Below are 17,108 nucleotides of genomic sequence, written 5' to 3'. Positions count from 1 at the left end.
CGGGCAACCACCACACAACACTGTTGGCGAAGGCGTGAAGCGACGACACTAGCCCCAGGCAACCGAGCGTCAAGACGTATCGTCTCGGCTTCGGATGCAATTTGCATTGGCTTCGATGATAGCCCACCGGCGGACCTCGTCGTTGAACTTGCCTTGTCACTTATCGATTGCTTTCTGCACAATCGGCCCGATCTCATCGAGGCTGATGGTCTGCGCCCAACGGCTCGCGGTGCTGGACATTGCAGTCCGACCGCGTGCAAGTCGTATCCTTTAATCAGAGGGAAAGATGGCGCGCCGAGATTTCGCGACACGCGGCGCAGATGTTCTAACGTTCCTCGCTCGAGACTTTGACCGCTCGATGATCCGGCAAAGGAGTGAGCAAGCCGGCGAGTAACCAATGAAGCAGACCATGGACGTCTCGTTGGTAGGGGCATCAATCTTACCGGCGTGTGGGATCGACCCGACAAAGCCGCCCGTGGATGCCGCCGGTTCGTCAAGACAATGAGCGCTCTGTTGCCGCAACTGCTCCGGCCAGTTCATGATTGGCACACTCCCCTTTCGTCCGTACCGTACCAAGCATTTGATTTGCCTGCTCTTACGGCGTTGTCGCCACTTCTCATTCGCGCTAAGGCAAGCTGGTAAAAGATGGAACCAGAGCTTCGATGCCGCCAGATTTGCTCGGCCCAGCAAACGCGCTTGGCAGTATCTCTACTGACGAACTGGAGACGATCCGGCCGTTCGTGTGGGAGATCAGATCGATAAGTGCATGTCTCGAAGAGCTTGCGAGATTCCGAGCCGATGTCCTTGGCATCACCGGGCCGCAGTGGATGATCCTGATGGCCGTGGCCTATTTAGGGAAAGAGAATGGTGTCCCCGTCAACATGGTGTCAAAGTTGATGCACGTCGATCCTTCCTTCGTCACGACCCATTCAAAGCTGCTCGAGAAAAATGGATTCCTGCGGCGTAAGCACTGCACAAGCGACGCTCGGGTCGTGCAGATGACGCTGACAGCCAAAACTCGTAAACGTCTGGCATCTTTGACACGGCAGGAAGCACTGGATGAGTTCGCTTCTGATGAATTCGGGGTTAACGGATCAAGCGAGTTCATTGCCAAGCTGGCCGCAATCAGGCGTCGTCTGGAGAAGGTCTACCGCGAGAGCGGTTGTGCCCTTCCGAAGACCAAACGCACGTCCGTCAGAAATGATGCCACGTAGCCATGTCAACGCTTCCAGTCTTCGAGTTTTCCTTGAAGCAGCGCGGACGAAGGTGGTTGTGGTCCGTGCATACCGACGAGGGCAAGCAGATGATGAAGGGCTCAGGGCGCAGCCGCTCGGCCGCCAGATATCAAGCCAACCGAGCGCTGTTTTTATTGTTGCTGAGCGCGCCGTATCGTTCCGAAGCTCGAGCTCACCAGCAGGCTGGGCGGCGCACTCTTGCGCCCAAATGATCTTCGAGGAACGCCCCACTCGCAAGGTTGTTTCTATCGGCTAACCCGTGGGCTCATGACTGCGCCGCGTCCCAATTTTTGCAGAATCCACTCTTAGGCCATAACGACGCCCCTCTCAACTGTGATCAGCCTGCCATCGCAGTAACAACGAGGTAGCTACGAGCCGACCCCTGACGAAAGCTGAACATTCTTGAGCAGTTTCGGGCGCGTCCTTCGTACAGACCTCGATATTGCGGGAGCTGAATCTCGCGCTTAAGCAAATCGCGCAGAGCTGGCGTAGATCTGCAGGCTCATCTGACTTAGTGAGTCACCAGTTTTTTGCCGAGATATAGCCACAAAGCGCTTTCCAAGAATCTCATCGAAGATGCCGGACGCTCGAGGCCGCTCCGCCATCGCCAGGCTCCAACCAGCACGCGGCGTGAAAAGCCCATCTTCATCTCCAAATCGATCGTCGCTCGAACCTACGAAGATCTTGACGCGCCGCCGATCGCGGACACACACGCTCTGCCCTGTGTTGGAGAAGCTCCTTGTCGAGGCAACCGACCGTGACGTCGTAGGCGACAAGCTCTCTTCTGATCAGCCAGCTAAGGACTCCGGGACCTCGTCAAAGCTGATCGGCCGCAGAACCAAGCGGCCAGTCCTCTGGCAGGTACACGCCGAGAAGCAGACCAGACGTTCGTCGTACCAGGAATGCAGACTGTACTCACTGAGTTCCCTGGATTCGATCACCTCACAATGCTACGTTCTTGGACAGCAGCAACAATCGCGGCGCTGAAATCGATAGGAAATTAGCCGGGCTCGAAGTTGGTTGATCAACGGTTGGGCCGAACCACCTGTTGCGACACAATCCAACAGCCAATAAGGGCGGCCCGGAGCCGCCCTACTGTAGCAATCAACAGCGCAGCCCAATTAGCTACCGCTGATGTCCCAGTCCGATTCCGAGATGTAAGGCCTTCTGGCGTAGCGCACCGACAGAGCGTTTGGTCATTTTTGATATTTTTGTGACCGGGGTCCGAGCCTTTGAATGGACCTTGAGTTCTTTGATATCTGCCTTAGTCCACTCGCGCCGCTTAACGCGTTTCTTGGTTGCTTTTTTCACAATGAATGCTCCTTTTGAGAGGAGCGGCTTCTAACATAGTTTTTTCACAGCGACGACCGTAAAAAGGAGGCAAGCATAGAACTCCCGCAAAGGTGCAAGGCTCTGTCATGTGTTCAGAAGCAATAGCTACAGCGCCTTCCCAGTTGTTCGTGGAGGTTTTCGTATCGAGAAATTTGGCCACGAATTGGCGTATCCAGTCTCCTAATTGACACACCGTTGTTGGAACCCAGCAGGCTGTTACAAGCCTTTGAAACACCATGAGAAAGCGAATTGCGATTAGCCAGAGAACTTCAGGTAGGGTCGAGATTTGTATCCAGCTCAGAGGGATCAGGCATTGAATCCGGCAGACACCATCGCGCTCTCATACTATGGTCATCGATAGCGAGTGGGCCACTGAGCAGCCACTGCTGATCACGGCGCGTTGCCGCCATCAACAGGCTGCTAACCGTCCGACCTTCGTCTGTCCCACAGTTGCGGCTGGTCCATTGGCACTATTTGGACCGGCACCGGAGGCTGATCGGGCTCCTCATCGGCGATGGCGCGCCAGGCCGCGCCGTCGAGATCGTCAAATTGGCCGCTCTTCAGCGACCACAGAAAGCCAAGCAGACCGAGGAAGCCGAGTGAAAGGGCGAGCGGAACCAGATAGATCAGCACTTCCATCAGAGGGCCTCGCTCCTTCGCGCCCGCAGCGCGTTAAGCATGACCAGCACCGACGAGCATGACATCGCCGCGGCGGCAATCAGCGGCGTCACCAAGCCGGCGATCGCAACGGGCACAGCCAGGACGTTGTAGACGACAGCAAGACAGAGATTCTGCCGCATCAGCCGCAGCGCCCCGCGCGAGGCAATGACCGCCTTTATCACGGGCCCGAGATGCTCGCCGAGGAAGATCGCATCAGCGACCGCCTGGCTCATATGGGTGGCGGTGACAGGCGACATCGAGGCATGGGCTGCTGCGAGCGCGGGCGCGTCGTTCAAGCCATCGCCGACCATCAATCCCTCGTATCCTCTGCTCGTCAGATCTTCGACCCGGGCGACCTTGTCCGTCGGCGAGACGTTGGCCCGCCACTTGTGAATGCCAAGCGTCTCGGCCGTCCGCCGAACAGCTGGCTCGCGATCCCCGAAAACGATCTCCACCATGATGCCAAGGCGTGCGAGGCTTGTGGCAACCTCGACCGCGTCCGGCCGCATCCTTTGCCTGATGGCAAAGACATGCCTCGCCTCGCCGTGGCTGTACGCGACGACTGAGGCCTCGGGATCATGGCACAGGATCTCGTCAGCGAGGCTGTCAGCGCCGCAGAACGAGGGGCGGCCTAGCCGGATCGGCGCGCCCTCATAGTAACCGCGGACGCCCCGTCCCGGCTCCTCTTCAATATCGGCCAGCGGCTCGTTTGCGCCGGCAGCACGCGCCAGGGCGGCGGCGACCGGATGGCGGCTCGACAACGCCAGCCGGCCCGCCAATTTGACGACATTCTCGGGAATGCCGGCGAGATTGGCGACATCGAGTTCGGGCAGCGTCAGCGTCCCGGTTTTGTCCAAGATCACCCGATCCACCTCGGCGATACGCTCGCTTGCATCCCCGGCATTGAGCAGCACGCCGGAACGGAACAGTGCGCCAGCGGCCACCGTCTGCACCGCGGGGATAGCCAGACCCAGCGCGCAGGGGCAGGTGATGATCAAGACTGCGATCGCCGTGACCACCGAATCATGAAAGGTGGCGCCAGAGGCAAGCCAACCCAGCATGGTCAGGAGGGCCGTGATGTGAACGATCGGCGCATAGAGCCGCGACGCGCGTTCGGCGAGGCGCAGATAGCGCGAGCGCGCTTGCAGGGCATGATCGAGCAGCCAGGAAATCTGAGCAAGCAGTGTGCCGTCCGAGGTCGCCGCTACACGGACGCGCAGAGTGCCGGACCGTACCAATGTGCCGGCGAACACCGCGCTGCCGGGCGTCGCGATCACCGGCAAAGTCTCGCCGGTAATAAGGCTTTGATCGATCTCGGAGCTTCCCTCGATCACGTTGCCGTCGACTGTACAGCATTCGCCGGGGCGCACCAGCACGATGTCCCCCGGCTTGATCGCCGCCACCGGAACGGTTCTGATCTCGGTCGGGCTAACGAACTTCGCCGCAGTCTCCGCCTTGAGTGCTGCAAGGTTGCTGGCGAAGGCGCGGGTGCGTCGCCTCATGTTCTGGTCAAGATAGCGACCTGCGAGCAGAAAGGCGATCAACATGATCGCCGCATCGAAATAGGCGTGCTCGGCATGAGCGATGGTCTCGATCACCGACGTCGCCAGGACGATCATCGGCCGATCCACGGTCACCGAATCGGCGCCGACGACGTGGACGGACGTCTTGGGCGGCCCATCGATGTCGATGGCGATTACCCGATCGAAGTCGCGCCTGTTGAGCAAACGCACGGTATAGGCGTTGCGAACCGATCCATCGCTAAGCCTGACGGCCATGGGATTACGATCATGCAGAACGCTGAGATCGAGCATCGTTCTCGACAACAACTCGTAAACCATCACCGCGCAGATGACCGTGATCAAAAAGGCATAAACGAGCGTGCGCGGGCGTACCGGCTTGAACAGCTCCGGCTTGCCGTCCATCCGCCAGCGGATATTGATGTCGTTGTCGTAACCGATCAGGCCGCTTTTGCGTCCGATCTTCTTCATGACGGCATCGCAGGCATCGATGCACAGCCCGCACTGGATGCAGCCCAGCTGGGCGCCATTTCGTATATCGATCCCGGTCGGACAGACCGCCGCGCATTGATTACAATCGATGCAGTCTCCGACCCTTTCGCCGCGTGCTCGCAGATCGAATGATTTCTTCAATGAGCAGCGCCGCTCGCCGCGGTCGCATTTGTAGGCGACATTGAGGGCCCATTCGTCGGTGAGCGCGGCCTGGATGCGCGGCCAGATATGTCGAAGCGGTCAGGATCCCAATCCAGATATAGGCGGTTGCGGGCGCTTGGAACGTTGCCAGATCGTGCACCAAGGTCGGCGCGTCGGCGAAGTAGAGCACCCAGGCGCCGCCGGTCCACCAAGCAATCATCAACCAGATTGCGTGCTTCAGCACGCGCTTTGCCGCGCGCCCTGCTGTCATCGGGCGCGCGGCGGCCTTCAGCCGCTCGCGACGGTCGCCCTCGACCCGGCGCTCGACCGCATAGAACAGGTCGGTCCAGACCGTCTGCGGGCAGAGATAACCGCACCAAATCCGCCCGCCCAGTGCGTTCATCAGGAACAGCACGATGGCAGCAAGCACGAGCAAACCGGTGAAGTAATAGAGCTCTTGCGGCCACAGTTCGATGAAGAAGAAGTAGAACCGCCGGTTTGGAAAATCGAGCAACACCGCCTGGTCGGGAGCGCCGAGGCCACGATGCCAACGCACGAAGGGCAGCAGATAGTAGATCCCCAGACACACCACCATCAGCCGCCATTTGATCGTGCGGAAAGTACCGCGGACGCTCTGCGGATAGACCTTCCTATGGGCTGCATAGAGGAGTCCATCCTCGTCACTCACCGGCTCATCGAGCGAAACGGTCTTGTTTACGGTGGGCTTCATAACCGACCTTACATCGGGCGCGGATGGCTCGCATTGATCCTGGGTCACCGGCGCGCAGGTTTTGCGGCGCATCTCGCCTATTGTCCGCCGCCGAGCGAATGGACATAGACGGCAAGTGCCCTGACTGTGATGGGATCGAGCCGCCCGCTCCAAGCCGGCATGATGCCGGCGCGGCCATAGCTGATGGTCTCGACCAGCGTGTCCTCGTCCGAGCCGTACAGCCAAATCCGGTCAGTCAGATTCGGTGCGCCGAGTGCCTGATTGCCTTTGGCGTTCTCGCCATGACAGACCGCGCAATTCTCGGCAAAGATCTTGGTGCCGGCCGCAGCATCGAACTTGGCTGCCGTGGTCAGGCCTGACAGCGATCGCACGTAGTTTGCTACGGTGACAATCTCGGTTTTCGTGAGGATGCCGTCGCGGCCAAAGGCCAGCATTTGTCCCTCATGGGCCTGGGCATGCCCGGAACGTGCGCCGAACTGGATGGTCTGCAGGACCTGGTCGAGCGATCCGCCCCACAACCAGTCGTCGTCATTGAGATTCGGATACCCCTTGGCACCCGCGCCACCGCTCCCGTGGCATGGCGCGCAATTGTCCGCGAACACCGTCTTGCCGCGCGCGCGTGCCAATCCCAGCAGGGCCGGATCCTTCTCGATCTCGGTAAGAGACGCTTTGCCCAGCACGGCCATCTTCTCGCCGCGCAGCTTCTCAAGACCTGCAAGGTCGTTGACGACGCTGGCGCGAGTCGAATAGTCAAACACGCCTGTCGTGTAGCTCGAGAGGAGCGGCCATGCCGGATAAACGACCCAATAGCCCATCGCCCAAAGGATTGTGGCGTAGAAGCTCAGAATCCACCAGCGCGGCAGCGGCGTGTTGAGTTCCTTTATACCATCCCATTCGTGCCCCGTCGTGGAGCGGCCGGAGATGTGATCGATGTCGTTGTGCTCGGTCATGATCTGTCAGTCCCGGCGTAGCGGCATGCGCGCCGCAGAATCAAAACGCCTCTTGTTGCGAGGCCACAGCGCGTAAACGACGATGGCTATGAAGATGCCGACGAACAGCGGCGTCCAGAGCGTCACCACGAAGCTCGATGCCAGGTTCTCGATGGAAATAACGGCCTTCATCAGAGGATCCTTCAGCGCAGATTGGCTTTTTCGTCGTAGAGCTTGAAATCGATCAACGTGCCGAGCATCTGCAGGTAGGCGACGAGCGCATCGAGTTCAGTCGGATTGCCGGCCCTGCCGTCGAAATTGCGCACAGCGGCCTTCGGGTAACGCTTCTGGAACGATTCGACGTTCGCGCTGTCAGGATCGAGCTGCGTCTTCATGTCGGCGACAGCGTTCTTGATCTGGTCCTCGCTATAGGGGACGCCGATCGCCCGATTGGTGCGCAGATGTGCGACCATGTCGGTCAGGTCGACCTCGGTGTTCGCCAGCGACGGATAGCCCGGCATCACCGATTGCGGCACGATCGCGCGCGGATTGGTCAAATGCGTGACGTGCCATTCATCGGAATATTTCCCGCCAACACGTGCGAGGTCCGGGCCAGTCCGCTTCGAGCCCCATTGAAACGGATGGTCATACATGCTCTCAGCGGCCAGCGAGTAATGCCCGTAGCGCTCGACCTCGTCGCGTAACGGCCTGATCATCTGCGAGTGACAGACATAGCATCCCTCGCGTAGGTAGATGTTGCGGCCGGCAAGCTCGAGCGGCGTATACGGCCGCACGCCGTCCACCGCCTCGATCGTGCTCTTGAGGTAGAACAACGGCGTGATCTCGACCAGGCCACCGATCGCTATCACGGCAAGGATGCCAGCGATCAAGATGATCGAGTTCTTCTCAAAGATCTTGTGTCGGTTCCAGAACGACATGCGATGACCTATTCCGCGACCTGGAGCGCTCGAGCGTCCTGGATTTGATCAGCTTCCTGCGCATTCACCGTCATCCAGAGATTGCCGGCCATGATCAGCGCGCCGATCAGGAACAGTGCGCCACCCGCGGCACGGATGATGTAGAAGGGATGCATGGCCTCGACCGACTCGATGAACGAGTACTCGAGGAAACCGAGCGAAGTATAGGCGCGCCACATCAGCCCCTGCAGGATGCCGGACACCCACATCGCGGAGATGTAGAGCACGATCCCGATCGTGGCGATCCAGAAGTGCCAGTTGACGAGCTTGAGGCTATACAGCTGGCGATTCCAAAGCCAGGGAATCAGACAATACAGCGCGCCGAATGATACGAAGCCAACCCAGCCCAATGCGCCCGAATGCACATGGCCGACCGTCCAATCCGTGTAATGGCTGAGCGAGTTGACGACCTTGATTGCCATGGCGGGACCTTCAAATGTCGCCATGCCGTAAAAGGCAACCGAGACCACGAGCATACGAAGTACTGGGTCGGTGCGGAGCTTGTCCCAGGCGCCCGAGAGCGTCATCATGCCGTTGATCATGCCACCCCATGAGGGCATCCACAGCATGATCGAGAACGTCATGCCCAGCGTCTGCGTCCAGTCCGGCAGGGCGGTGTAGTGCAGATGGTGTGGTCCGGCCCAGATGTAGAGGAAGATCAGCGCCCAGAAATGGATGATCGAGAGACGGTAAGAATACACCGGCCGTTCGGCTCTTTTCGGAATGAAGTAGTACATGATCGCAAGGAAGCCAGCGGTCAGGAAGAAGCCGACCGCGTTATGGCCGTACCACCACTGAAACATGGCATCCTGCACGCCGCCCCAGGCAATGTAGGATTTCGAACCGAACACCGATACCGGCAATGCAGGATTGTTGCCAAGGTGGAGCACCGCAATGGTGACGATAAAGGCGAGATAGAACCAGTTGGCGACGAAGATATGCGGCTCCTTCCGTTTCAACAGCGTCGCCACGAACACAATGAGATAAGTGATCCAGACGATGGTGAGCCAGAGATCGGCGTACCACTCCGGCTCGGCATATTCCTTCGACTGGGTGACACCGAACAGATAGCCAGTACCCGCGATCAGAATAAAGAAATTATAGCCAACGACCACAAACCATGGCGCAAGATCGCCAGCCAGGCGGGTGCGGCAGGTCTTTTGCACGACGTAGAAGGAGGTCGCGATGAGCACGTTTCCGCCGAACGCAAAGATCACAGCCGATGTGTGCAACGGCCGGAGCCGACCGAAGCTCGCCCAGGGTAGATCAAAGTTCAGTGCAGGCCAGGCAAGTTGCGAGGCGATCAGCAGACCGATGGAAAAGCCCGCAATGCCCCAGAACATCGCCAGCACCGAGGCGAACTTGATCGGACCGAGATTGTAGTTCGGTCGGCCATTGATCTGCGCCGGCGGTAATTGCGCCGGCCGTTCATAGTAGCGATTGAGGATGACGCCCGTGGCGGTCAGACTGGCGGCGGAAGCCAGCAATGCGTGGAAGGTAAACGCAGAATCGTGTCCCATCGCTCCGGCGAAAAAGAAGACGTAGGCAGAAACTGCAAATACCGACATCAGGCCTGCTTCACCCATCGTCGTGGATTTCGAGGCAAAGGATGGGCTTGTCATGGCTTGGCCTTCTTTGAAAGCGGGATGCTTGGGGGATTATTTCCGGCGAGCTAAGCGATTGGGTTCATCAATCGCAAAAGCGCTGCGGGAGGCCGTCGCCGACCTCACGACCGAGCGCGCGCAGGGTTTGTTCGTTGGGGCAGTCTTTCAGCGGATTTCGATACTTCCCTGTTTGGAGGTTGGCGGCGCAACGGGCTTTGGCCTGACATAGGCCGCATACTCGCTGCAGATCGCGCAGTACGTCGCCATGGCGGGCGGCAAGCGCATGCTCGGAAAAACCGGCAAGTGCGAGGCGCTTGCTCAAGAGTTCGGGAGAGCCCGGACTTTGCGCCAGGGTTCGAAAAGCGGACGTAGACAGATTAAGCTCGCGCGCGATCGCATCGATGTCCTGCGGGCTCAAGCAAGCCAGCTCGGACGTCCGAGACAGGCTCGCTCGCAATCGGCCGAGCAAATTCCTAAACCGCCAAGGACGACCGATATGTGCAGGTTGGCTGACCATGTGGCATGTCCCTCGGAGCAGCATAGCTGCTGGAGGCGGGTTTGTTTTTGACCTGCATCAAATAAGACCAATGTAAGAGCAAATCGTTCGATCCGGATCGCCCTGCCCCCGGGGGCCGGCGAGACTGCGCCGAGGCCCATTTCGTGTTGCGGGCAACAGCACGCCTGCCGCATTGGCGACAGCATCGCGAGCTCTTTCGAATCGATACTCGGCGCGATGTTTTACAAGATCGCGCTTGAACTCGCGGATTGACCATCGCCATGAAATTCGCAAGGACCTGCGCTAGCCGAACTGATGCTCGCCGCCCCACGCCGGGGACAACGCAGGCGGGGCTCGCAGCTCCATCGCATCTGCGAAAATGGTCCAATCGCGGACGCCTTTTTGCTTGCAGAAGTCGCTCTCCGCCTGCTGTGCAGCAGCACTCAGCGATGCGGCATCGACCTTGAACGCTGCCTGACAGGCACGATGCTCGTGGCCGGTATCGTCACAGACGGTCTTAATGAAGCGAACGTTAAATGAAGGCATGACTACCCTCTTGCGGCGGGTTTGCTTATCCCTGCCTATTCTGCCATTAGCACGCGGAGAGTATTTGATTTGTCTCAAGCAGCATCCAAGTAATCGGCCACTCACCGTGACTGAGACCGTTCCGACGAGTGCTGGCGGCCCGGCGATATCGTCAGCCAGAGCTGCGTCCCCGTGATCGTGAGCAAATGGAGCGAACCGCCCCTAGCTCGCGCCTGACGACCCGCCCTGCCGCCGCAATGGCAAAGCCGATGACTAGGCTCGCCGCAGCCAAGGTTTCGATAAGGCCAAGGTTCAGGGCTTCCGCGCCAAAGCCTATGGCTGCGATCAGCGCCGGCAAGGCCACCTACAATGCGAGGCGAGCAATCACTAAGAATCTCCTTTGCGCCTCTCGCATCATTGATGACACTTTTGTTACGGTCCGATGCGGGTTGCGCTTCAAACATTCGCACGATTGCGCGGCCTGTATTTTGATTTCCATCAACCCGGCGGCATCCAGGATTTGTCGGCACCAAAGCACGACGCGAGCGGATCGCCCGAACTGGAACATGTTTGGCCCCCTGTCCCGTTCGCGGCGAGCGGTACGCCGCCACTCGTTCTAGACGCGCATCGCTTTTTTTGACCTGGATCAATACTTCAGCGGCGGCCCAGCGATAGAAACGATCTCCAGTCAAGGTCAGACATATGGCTCACAGAAAGACTTGGCGCCCCATCATCTTTTCGTGCTCAAATACGGGCGACCGTGTTCAAGGACTGCTGCCGAACGACGCAGTCGAGCCAAGCGCCAACGACCTGCACCCGGTAACCTGCGTCGCCTGCGATGGTGTCCACGTCATCGACCCGCGCACCGGCCCGACGCGCGGGGCCGAGCGCAGCTAGCCGATCCGTCCCACGACCGACGTCGTAGCAAGGAGATGTCCCACCAACAAAGGATGTTCGATATGACAGGCCACGGCGAAACTCGCTCGGCGAGGGGCCCAATTGTGGGCCGCGGTCCAGTCCGGTTTCTGCAAAAACCCGATCATGACCAACCGGGGAAGGCTTGAGCAGGTCCGAATCAGTTCAAACGAAGGTGGCAACGTGCTTCGTAGCATCAATGCCGATATTTGGATCGGCGAGAGGGTCATGCCCCAGCACGATGGGTTCGACGATGCCTCCGCCGACAGACCCGAGGCGGCGACTGCTGCGATCGAGACCGCGCGCCGCCTGCGCAATATTGGGCTGAATCAGGTCGCGGGGCGGACAAGCGATGTGGTTCGTACTGTCTGAAAGGTTACTTGAATTTGTCAGTCGGCGGCGATGAACACCGTCCAGGATCTAATGGCAACGTGACGTGGGAGCGGATCGAGACGGCGCCCTTCGATCGCGACCTTGAGATTGGCGTGATCGAGGGTAATACCATTCATCGGCTGGTCTTCCCTTGCCGCCGCATCTTCGGCGGCTGGATCAAGGCGAAGACCGGAGAACGCGTCGCTGTGCAGCCCACGCACTGGCGCATTTGGTTAAAATAGCGATGGCTATCCTGCAACAATATAGCGGCGCGAATTGACGCGCATCTGCCTCCGGTGGCCCTCCCGCGGCCAAACGATGTGGGATCGATCGAATGAGAGGGTCTGCCGGCAAATATGTCCGACCACATCTGGTATCGCTATGGCACTGCCGCGGCAGCCGCCGCGCTCGCCCTCGTGCTCCGCGCGGCGCTCAATCCGTATCTCGATGACCGCTCTTTTACGATCATCTACCTTCCGGCGATCGTTTTTGCCGCTTTCGCCGGCGGCCGCGGACCGGCGAGCTTCGCGACCCTGCTCTGCCTCGTCATCAGCGCGGCATTTCTTGGGAAAAGCCTCCTCACTGTTTCCGCAAACATGATCGATATTGCCGCATTTGCGGTACTAGGTCCCATGCTTGGCTTCATGGGCGACCGGCTGCGGCAGGAATCAGAGCAGGCGCGATATCGGCAAGTTCATCTGCAGTCGATCCTGGACACCGTACCGGAAGCCATGATCGTCATTGACGAGAAGGGTATCATTCGCTCGTTCAGCGCCGCGGCAGTGCGCTTATTTGGCTGGTTGCCGGACGAAGTGGTTGGAAAGACTGTATCCAAGTTGATGCCGCAGCCCTACCGGGCCGAGCATGACCGCTACATTGAACGTCATTTGACCACCGGCGAGCGGCGCATCATTGGCATCGGTCGCATCGTGGTCGGCGAGCGGAGCGACGGCTCGACCTTTCCGATGGAGCTTGCCGTCGGTGAGGCCAAAGTGCGCGGCGAACGCTTCTTCACCGGCTTCATCCGAGACTTAACCGAACGGCGGGCGCAGGAACGGCGGCTGCAGGAGCTGCAGTCTGAACTCGTCCATGTGTCGCGGCTAACAGCCATGGGTGAGATGGCATCGTCTATTGCCCATGAAATCAACCAGCCGCTCTCCGCCATCACAAACTACATGCGCGGCGCAAAGGCTCTGCTGGCGTCAGACAAGCCGAACGCCAATCGCATTGGTGATGCGCTCGAATACGCCGTCCAACAGGCTCTGCGCGCCGGCGATATCATCAAGCGCTTGCGGGAGTTCGTTGCCAAAGGCGAGACGCAGCATTCTGTGGAAAATCCGCTCACGCTACTTGAAGAGGCTGTAGCGCTGGCCCTACTCGGCGCCAAGGAGCAAGGCGTGCGGGTGACAATGCGCAGCGACCGCGATCTGCCGTCAATGATCGTAGACAAGATCCAGATCCAGCAAGTCGCTCTGAACCTGATACGCAACGCGATCGAGGCGATGGCTTCCTGTCCGCGCCGCGAATTGACCGTCGGAGTCAGCAAGGTCGATGGTCTCGCCAGGTTTACCGTTGCTGATACGGGTTCCGGCATCAGCCCTGATGTCGCCGACCGCCTGTTCCAGCCCTTTGTCACGACGAAGGAACACGGCATGGGTGTTGGACTATCAATCTGCCGGACAATCGTGGAATCCCATGGCGGCCACATCGTGGCGGAAGCAAATCCGGGTGGCGGCACGATCTTTCAGTTCACGCTGCCATTTGCGGACGTCGGTGAAGAAGCATGACCGGGCGGCGCATTCTTGTGATCGACGATGACGCCGCGATGCGGGATTCGCTGGCGTTTCTGCTTGATATTAGTGGTTTCTGGGTAGCAACCTACGAGACCGCGACCGAGTTTCTCAATGACATTGCAAGCGGTCCGATCGACTGCGTTATATCAGACATCCGCATGCCAGGAATGAGCGGCCTCGAACTGGTCCGCAAGCTGAAGGCCGATCGCCTCGACTGTCCGGTCGTCCTGATAACCGGTCACGGTGATGTATCACTCGCAGTTGAAGCGATGAAAGCGGGTGCGGTTGATTTCATCGAGAAGCCGTTCGAGGACGAGGTGCTGTTGCGTGCCATCAACGCTGCTTTAGAAGCGCGGCCAACGAAGCCAGACGATGACGCGGTAAAACTGCAGGCAGAAGGGCGCCTTGCCGACCTCTCGTCGCGCGAACGTGACGTCCTGCAGGGACTGTTAGCCGGCAAGATCAACAAGGTAATCGCCCATGATCTTGGCATCAGCACCCGGACGGTCGAGGTTTATCGCGCCAACCTGATGGCCAAGACCAATGTACGCAGCATGTCCGAGTTGATGCGGATTGCCATCGCCGCAGGATTCTAGCAGGGGTGCGAGCGGCACGGTCCAGGCGACGAACAGGGGTTCGAAAGATCTTGGAGAATTCGTCCAGGAATGATCCTCAATCGCGAGCGTGGCGCGCCTTAAAAACGTATTGCCCAGCGGAGCCTTGAGCATAGGCGAGGACCACAGACCGGCAATGGAGAAAATCAAGACGAGCCCAGCGAACGATGCACCCGCACGTCGTGCTGCGCCCGCCCTCCGTCTGCGACAATGTCCTCGCATGCCGCTGATTGATTCTCCAGCAGCCGTTGGAGAGGCTTGAGCATTGGCGTATCCGGCTTGACCGCGGACTAACCAGCCGCACATTATCTTCCGTATTGGCCATCCTCTCAGTATACCTGTTGTCGATGAGGGTGAATGTCGAGCAGGCAACGGGGAGAATCGACGGCATCCGCGATCTCGGGCTGCCCCCTGCGCAGCAAATCGCTGTGCACGAATCGTGCAGGCTTCGCAGTTGACATGAGCGATGCAACACATGCCATGCTTCTTCTACTTGGCATCGGACTCTGCGCGAACTGTCCGTGGCCGGTTTGATCCTGCCTAACCAAATCGGCGAGCGTATGAAGCAGATCAATTGTCCGGCCCAGATTTGTGCTCCGATGGGCAGTAATCCTTTCACGCCCGGAGAACGGCAATGTTCGGGAACATATTGGTCCATCTTCCCACGGAGCTCCCGGTGCGGGCTGCGGTGAACGGTTCGATTTCCTTCGCACTGAGCACGGGCGCGCATCTTGACGTTGTGGCCATCGGTTATGAGAGGACCATTATTCCGCTCGCCGCACTCAGCGGGATGGCCGTCATTTCGGTCTTTGAAATCGAGCAGGCGCGTGCGTTGGAGAGAGCCGAAGCGGCACTTCGTGTCTTTGATCTGCGGGCAAGGAGCTCCGGCATTTCTTATGCGAGCCGCGCGCTCAGTGCGGTTCCAGCGGAGGCGCGTCGAAGCATCTGCGCCAGCGCGCGAGTGCACGACATGACTATCGTCACGCAGCCCCAGAGCGGCTACGAGAGCTATGACAACGTTATTCCCAAGGACATCCTGCTCCAGGCCGGCAAACCAGTTCTTTATCTGCCAAGCGTCATCCACGGCTCTTTTTCGGTCAGACGAATTGGGATTTGCTGGGACGGCGGCCGCCTTGCGGCCCGCGCATTGCACGACGCGATGCCGCTGCTTCGCGAAGCGGACGCGCTGACCATCATCGCGATGATTGATGCGCACGAGGTCCCGGCGGAGAGCTCCGCCGACCATTTGGGACGGTATCTTGAAAGGTCGGGCCTTCCTGCAAGGATCGTGTCGCTCCCAGCATCCCAGTCGGTGCACCGCGCCCTCATGTCGCTTGTGGCGGACGAAAGCCTCGACCTGCTGGTGATGGGCGGATACGTCCGCTCTCGGCTGCAGGAAAGGCTGCTCGGTGGCATTTCGGGAGATCTGCTTCGTGCAAACGTCATTCCGGTTTTGATGTCGCACTGAAGGCAAGAATTGTAGATGCGATATGCCGCCAGATGCGCCCCGGACCCAGTCGATGGGCGCAGGGCGGGGCACCAGCCGCCCGCCGATCTGGAGAACAGGAGCGCCGTTTGTCCCGGCTTTCGCGGGCCCGCCGTCGCTCCATCGACGAGGCGGGGCGAAACCGCTGAACATGCGCCGCGGTTTTCGAACGTTGCACGTACGCTGCCGGTCTAGAGAAGCGGGACAATCTGGTCACCGCCCACCCGAGGATACCCGAGCTCAACTTCAAGCCGAACGGCCAAGTCAGAAATGCAGCTTCCTCATTCAAACGCGGCTGGTCGGCTTTGAGCCGAGCCGCATTCGAGCTACCGAAAGGCTGCGTCGCCCCCATCGAGAATTCTTCTCACGGCATACGTATAAATACTTAGTGGGTTCTACTTAGGGGAAACATCCAAATTTTCCAGTTCATCAGAAGCGGCCAATCTCCGCTCCATTGACGTTTCGAAGATCGAGTCTGCCATGTACGCTCAGGCCACGAGTATTCACGAGATCAGCCATCATCCGAGTAGCGTCTTGTGCAGGCAATCTCGTCCCTATGGACCGTTTGGTATGGTTGCGACCCCGATGCGGTTCGCTCGCAATAGCGAGATCTACGGCGAGGACGAAGCAGCCGAACACCTATACCAGGTGGTATCGGGTGCTGTACGAACCTACAAGATCATGGAAGATGGGCGTCGTCAGATTGGAGCGTTTTATCTGCCCGGTGACATCTTCGGCTTTGAGGCCGGAGACAGCCATATCGCTTCGGCGGAGGCGGTCTGTGAGACGCACCTTTTGATGGTAAAGCGCAGCGCCCTCATCGTTCGCGCCAGCCAAGATTGCGAGCTCATAAGGCAGCTCTGGGACGCGATGGCGCTTGAGCTCCGCCGCTTTCAGGAGCATCTGATGCTTTCTATTAGCAGCGCTGAACAGCGGGTCGTGGCATTTCTGCTCGATATGTCTCGCCGTACAACGAAGAACGCTGCGATCGAACTGCCGATGTCACGGCAGGACGTTGCCGACTACCTTGGCTTGACGATCGAAACGGTCTCGCGCACCTTCACTCAACTCGAGCAGAATGGCGTGATTGCCTTGCCGACCTTGCGCCGAATCGAGTTACGTAACGACAAACTGCCGAGCCGCGTTGCACAGAACTTGGGCTAAGCTCAAGAAGCGCTGTGAATGCGCGGACTTCCTTGCACCGAACAGCGCCGACGGATCGCAGCACGTGAAGGACACCCGAACATCGGCTCGGGAGATCGCGCACAGATGGCAGGATCGCTCGCT

At 59.2% G+C, this 17,108-nt stretch carries 16 protein-coding genes and 1 pseudogene; 7 read left to right on the top strand and 10 right to left on the bottom strand.

Features of this window, described 5'->3' with window-relative positions; translation table 11 throughout:
- Window positions 1–662: 662 nt before the first annotated feature.
- Window positions 663–1,214 (top strand): MarR family transcriptional regulator, encoded by a 552-nt coding sequence (locus tag CO675_RS00240; RefSeq protein WP_097670083.1) that lies wholly within the window; start codon window positions 663–665, stop codon window positions 1,212–1,214.
- A 1,773-nt stretch (window positions 1,215–2,987) separates the two neighbouring features.
- Here CO675_RS00240 and ccoS read toward each other — a convergent pair.
- From ccoS to CO675_RS00195, 10 genes and pseudogenes are all read right to left on the bottom strand, one after another.
- The gene (ccoS, locus tag CO675_RS00225) at window positions 2,988–3,206 is read right to left on the bottom strand and encodes a cbb3-type cytochrome oxidase assembly protein CcoS (RefSeq protein ID WP_097670081.1); all 219 of its coding nucleotides are present in this window, start codon (window positions 3,204–3,206) and stop codon (window positions 2,988–2,990) included.
- A complete protein-coding gene (locus CO675_RS40840; protein WP_245452569.1) occupies window positions 3,206–5,218 on the bottom strand; it encodes a copper-translocating P-type ATPase in 2,013 nt (670 codons plus the stop codon). Before CO675_RS40840 ends, ccoS begins: the two co-directional genes overlap by 1 nt.
- 15 nt (window positions 5,219–5,233) lie before the next feature.
- Window positions 5,234–5,401 (bottom strand): annotated as a pseudogene (locus tag CO675_RS41270) (4Fe-4S dicluster domain-containing protein); the annotation flags it as partial.
- Window positions 5,319–5,783: a 4Fe-4S binding protein gene (locus CO675_RS41265; protein WP_245452629.1), complete on the bottom strand. Its 465-nt coding sequence runs from the start codon at window positions 5,781–5,783 to the stop codon at window positions 5,319–5,321. The gene CO675_RS41265 and the pseudogene CO675_RS41270, both read right to left, overlap by 83 nt.
- Before the next feature lie 404 nt (window positions 5,784–6,187).
- On the bottom strand, window positions 6,188–7,060 hold the full coding sequence (ccoP, locus tag CO675_RS00215; protein WP_097670080.1) for a cytochrome-c oxidase, cbb3-type subunit III: 873 nt from the start codon (window positions 7,058–7,060) through the stop codon (window positions 6,188–6,190).
- 6 nt (window positions 7,061–7,066) lie between these two features.
- Window positions 7,067–7,231, bottom strand: a complete 165-nt coding sequence (locus CO675_RS00210; protein ID WP_016841961.1) for a cbb3-type cytochrome c oxidase subunit 3 — start codon at window positions 7,229–7,231, stop codon at window positions 7,067–7,069.
- 11 nt (window positions 7,232–7,242) lie between these two features.
- Window positions 7,243–7,977, bottom strand: coding sequence for a cytochrome-c oxidase, cbb3-type subunit II (ccoO, locus tag CO675_RS00205; RefSeq protein ID WP_097670079.1), 735 nt, complete (start codon window positions 7,975–7,977; stop codon window positions 7,243–7,245).
- A gap of 8 nt (window positions 7,978–7,985) precedes the next feature.
- A complete protein-coding gene (ccoN, locus tag CO675_RS00200) occupies window positions 7,986–9,638 on the bottom strand; it encodes a cytochrome-c oxidase, cbb3-type subunit I (protein WP_097670078.1) in 1,653 nt (550 codons plus the stop codon).
- A 67-nt stretch (window positions 9,639–9,705) separates the two neighbouring features.
- Complete coding sequence (locus CO675_RS39660; RefSeq protein ID WP_143278845.1) at window positions 9,706–10,038, bottom strand: hypothetical protein; 333 nt, start codon at window positions 10,036–10,038, stop codon at window positions 9,706–9,708.
- 381 nt (window positions 10,039–10,419) lie between these two features.
- On the bottom strand, window positions 10,420–10,662 hold the full coding sequence (locus CO675_RS00195; RefSeq protein ID WP_097670077.1) for a hypothetical protein: 243 nt from the start codon (window positions 10,660–10,662) through the stop codon (window positions 10,420–10,422).
- 978 nt (window positions 10,663–11,640) lie between these two features.
- Here CO675_RS00195 and CO675_RS00190 point away from each other — a divergent pair.
- The 6 genes from CO675_RS00190 to CO675_RS00165 all read left to right on the top strand — a co-directional run bounded on the left by CO675_RS00190 (window position 11,641) and on the right by CO675_RS00165 (window position 16,985).
- Window positions 11,641–11,928, top strand: a complete 288-nt coding sequence (locus tag CO675_RS00190; protein WP_097670076.1) for a hypothetical protein — start codon at window positions 11,641–11,643, stop codon at window positions 11,926–11,928.
- Window positions 11,929–11,936: 8 nt separating this feature from the next.
- The gene (locus CO675_RS00185) at window positions 11,937–12,170 is read left to right on the top strand and encodes a hypothetical protein (protein WP_349644010.1); all 234 of its coding nucleotides are present in this window, start codon (window positions 11,937–11,939) and stop codon (window positions 12,168–12,170) included.
- Window positions 12,171–12,284: 114 nt separating this feature from the next.
- Window positions 12,285–13,715: a PAS domain S-box protein gene (locus CO675_RS00180; RefSeq protein ID WP_097670074.1), complete on the top strand. Its 1,431-nt coding sequence runs from the start codon at window positions 12,285–12,287 to the stop codon at window positions 13,713–13,715.
- The gene (fixJ, locus tag CO675_RS00175) at window positions 13,712–14,317 is read left to right on the top strand and encodes a response regulator FixJ (protein ID WP_097670073.1); all 606 of its coding nucleotides are present in this window, start codon (window positions 13,712–13,714) and stop codon (window positions 14,315–14,317) included. Before CO675_RS00180 ends, fixJ begins: the two co-directional genes overlap by 4 nt.
- A 652-nt stretch (window positions 14,318–14,969) precedes the next feature.
- Window positions 14,970–15,803: a universal stress protein gene (locus CO675_RS00170; protein WP_097670072.1), complete on the top strand. Its 834-nt coding sequence runs from the start codon at window positions 14,970–14,972 to the stop codon at window positions 15,801–15,803.
- A gap of 498 nt (window positions 15,804–16,301) precedes the next feature.
- Window positions 16,302–16,985: a helix-turn-helix domain-containing protein gene (locus tag CO675_RS00165; RefSeq protein WP_245452568.1), complete on the top strand. Its 684-nt coding sequence runs from the start codon at window positions 16,302–16,304 to the stop codon at window positions 16,983–16,985.
- Window positions 16,986–17,108 lie beyond the last annotated feature (123 nt).

Source organism: Bradyrhizobium sp. C9 (genome assembly GCF_002532045.1).
In the GTDB taxonomy this organism is placed as follows: Bacteria; Pseudomonadota; Alphaproteobacteria; order Rhizobiales; family Xanthobacteraceae; genus Bradyrhizobium.
The sequence above is the reverse complement of the archived record's forward strand: the minus strand, read 5'-3'. Positions and strand labels throughout refer to the sequence as shown.

Coding starts and splice junctions, on each gene's coding strand:
- CO675_RS00240 (WP_097670083.1), top strand. CDS start 663: ATGCCGCCAGATTTGCTCGGCCCAGCAAACGCGCTTGGCAGTATCTCT.
- ccoS (WP_097670081.1), bottom strand. CDS start 3,206: ATGGAAGTGCTGATCTATCTGGTTCCGCTCGCCCTTTCACTCGGCTTC.
- CO675_RS40840 (WP_245452569.1), bottom strand. CDS start 5,218: ATGAAGAAGATCGGACGCAAAAGCGGCCTGATCGGTTACGACAACGAC.
- CO675_RS41265 (WP_245452629.1), bottom strand. CDS start 5,783: ATGAACGCACTGGGCGGGCGGATTTGGTGCGGTTATCTCTGCCCGCAG.
- ccoP (WP_097670080.1), bottom strand. CDS start 7,060: ATGACCGAGCACAACGACATCGATCACATCTCCGGCCGCTCCACGACG.
- CO675_RS00210 (WP_016841961.1), bottom strand. CDS start 7,231: ATGAAGGCCGTTATTTCCATCGAGAACCTGGCATCGAGCTTCGTGGTG.
- ccoO (WP_097670079.1), bottom strand. CDS start 7,977: ATGTCGTTCTGGAACCGACACAAGATCTTTGAGAAGAACTCGATCATC.
- ccoN (WP_097670078.1), bottom strand. CDS start 9,638: ATGACAAGCCCATCCTTTGCCTCGAAATCCACGACGATGGGTGAAGCA.
- CO675_RS00195 (WP_097670077.1), bottom strand. CDS start 10,662: ATGCCTTCATTTAACGTTCGCTTCATTAAGACCGTCTGTGACGATACC.
- CO675_RS00180 (WP_097670074.1), top strand. CDS start 12,285: ATGTCCGACCACATCTGGTATCGCTATGGCACTGCCGCGGCAGCCGCC.
- fixJ (WP_097670073.1), top strand. CDS start 13,712: ATGACCGGGCGGCGCATTCTTGTGATCGACGATGACGCCGCGATGCGG.
- CO675_RS00170 (WP_097670072.1), top strand. CDS start 14,970: ATGTTCGGGAACATATTGGTCCATCTTCCCACGGAGCTCCCGGTGCGG.
- CO675_RS00165 (WP_245452568.1), top strand. CDS start 16,302: ATGTACGCTCAGGCCACGAGTATTCACGAGATCAGCCATCATCCGAGT.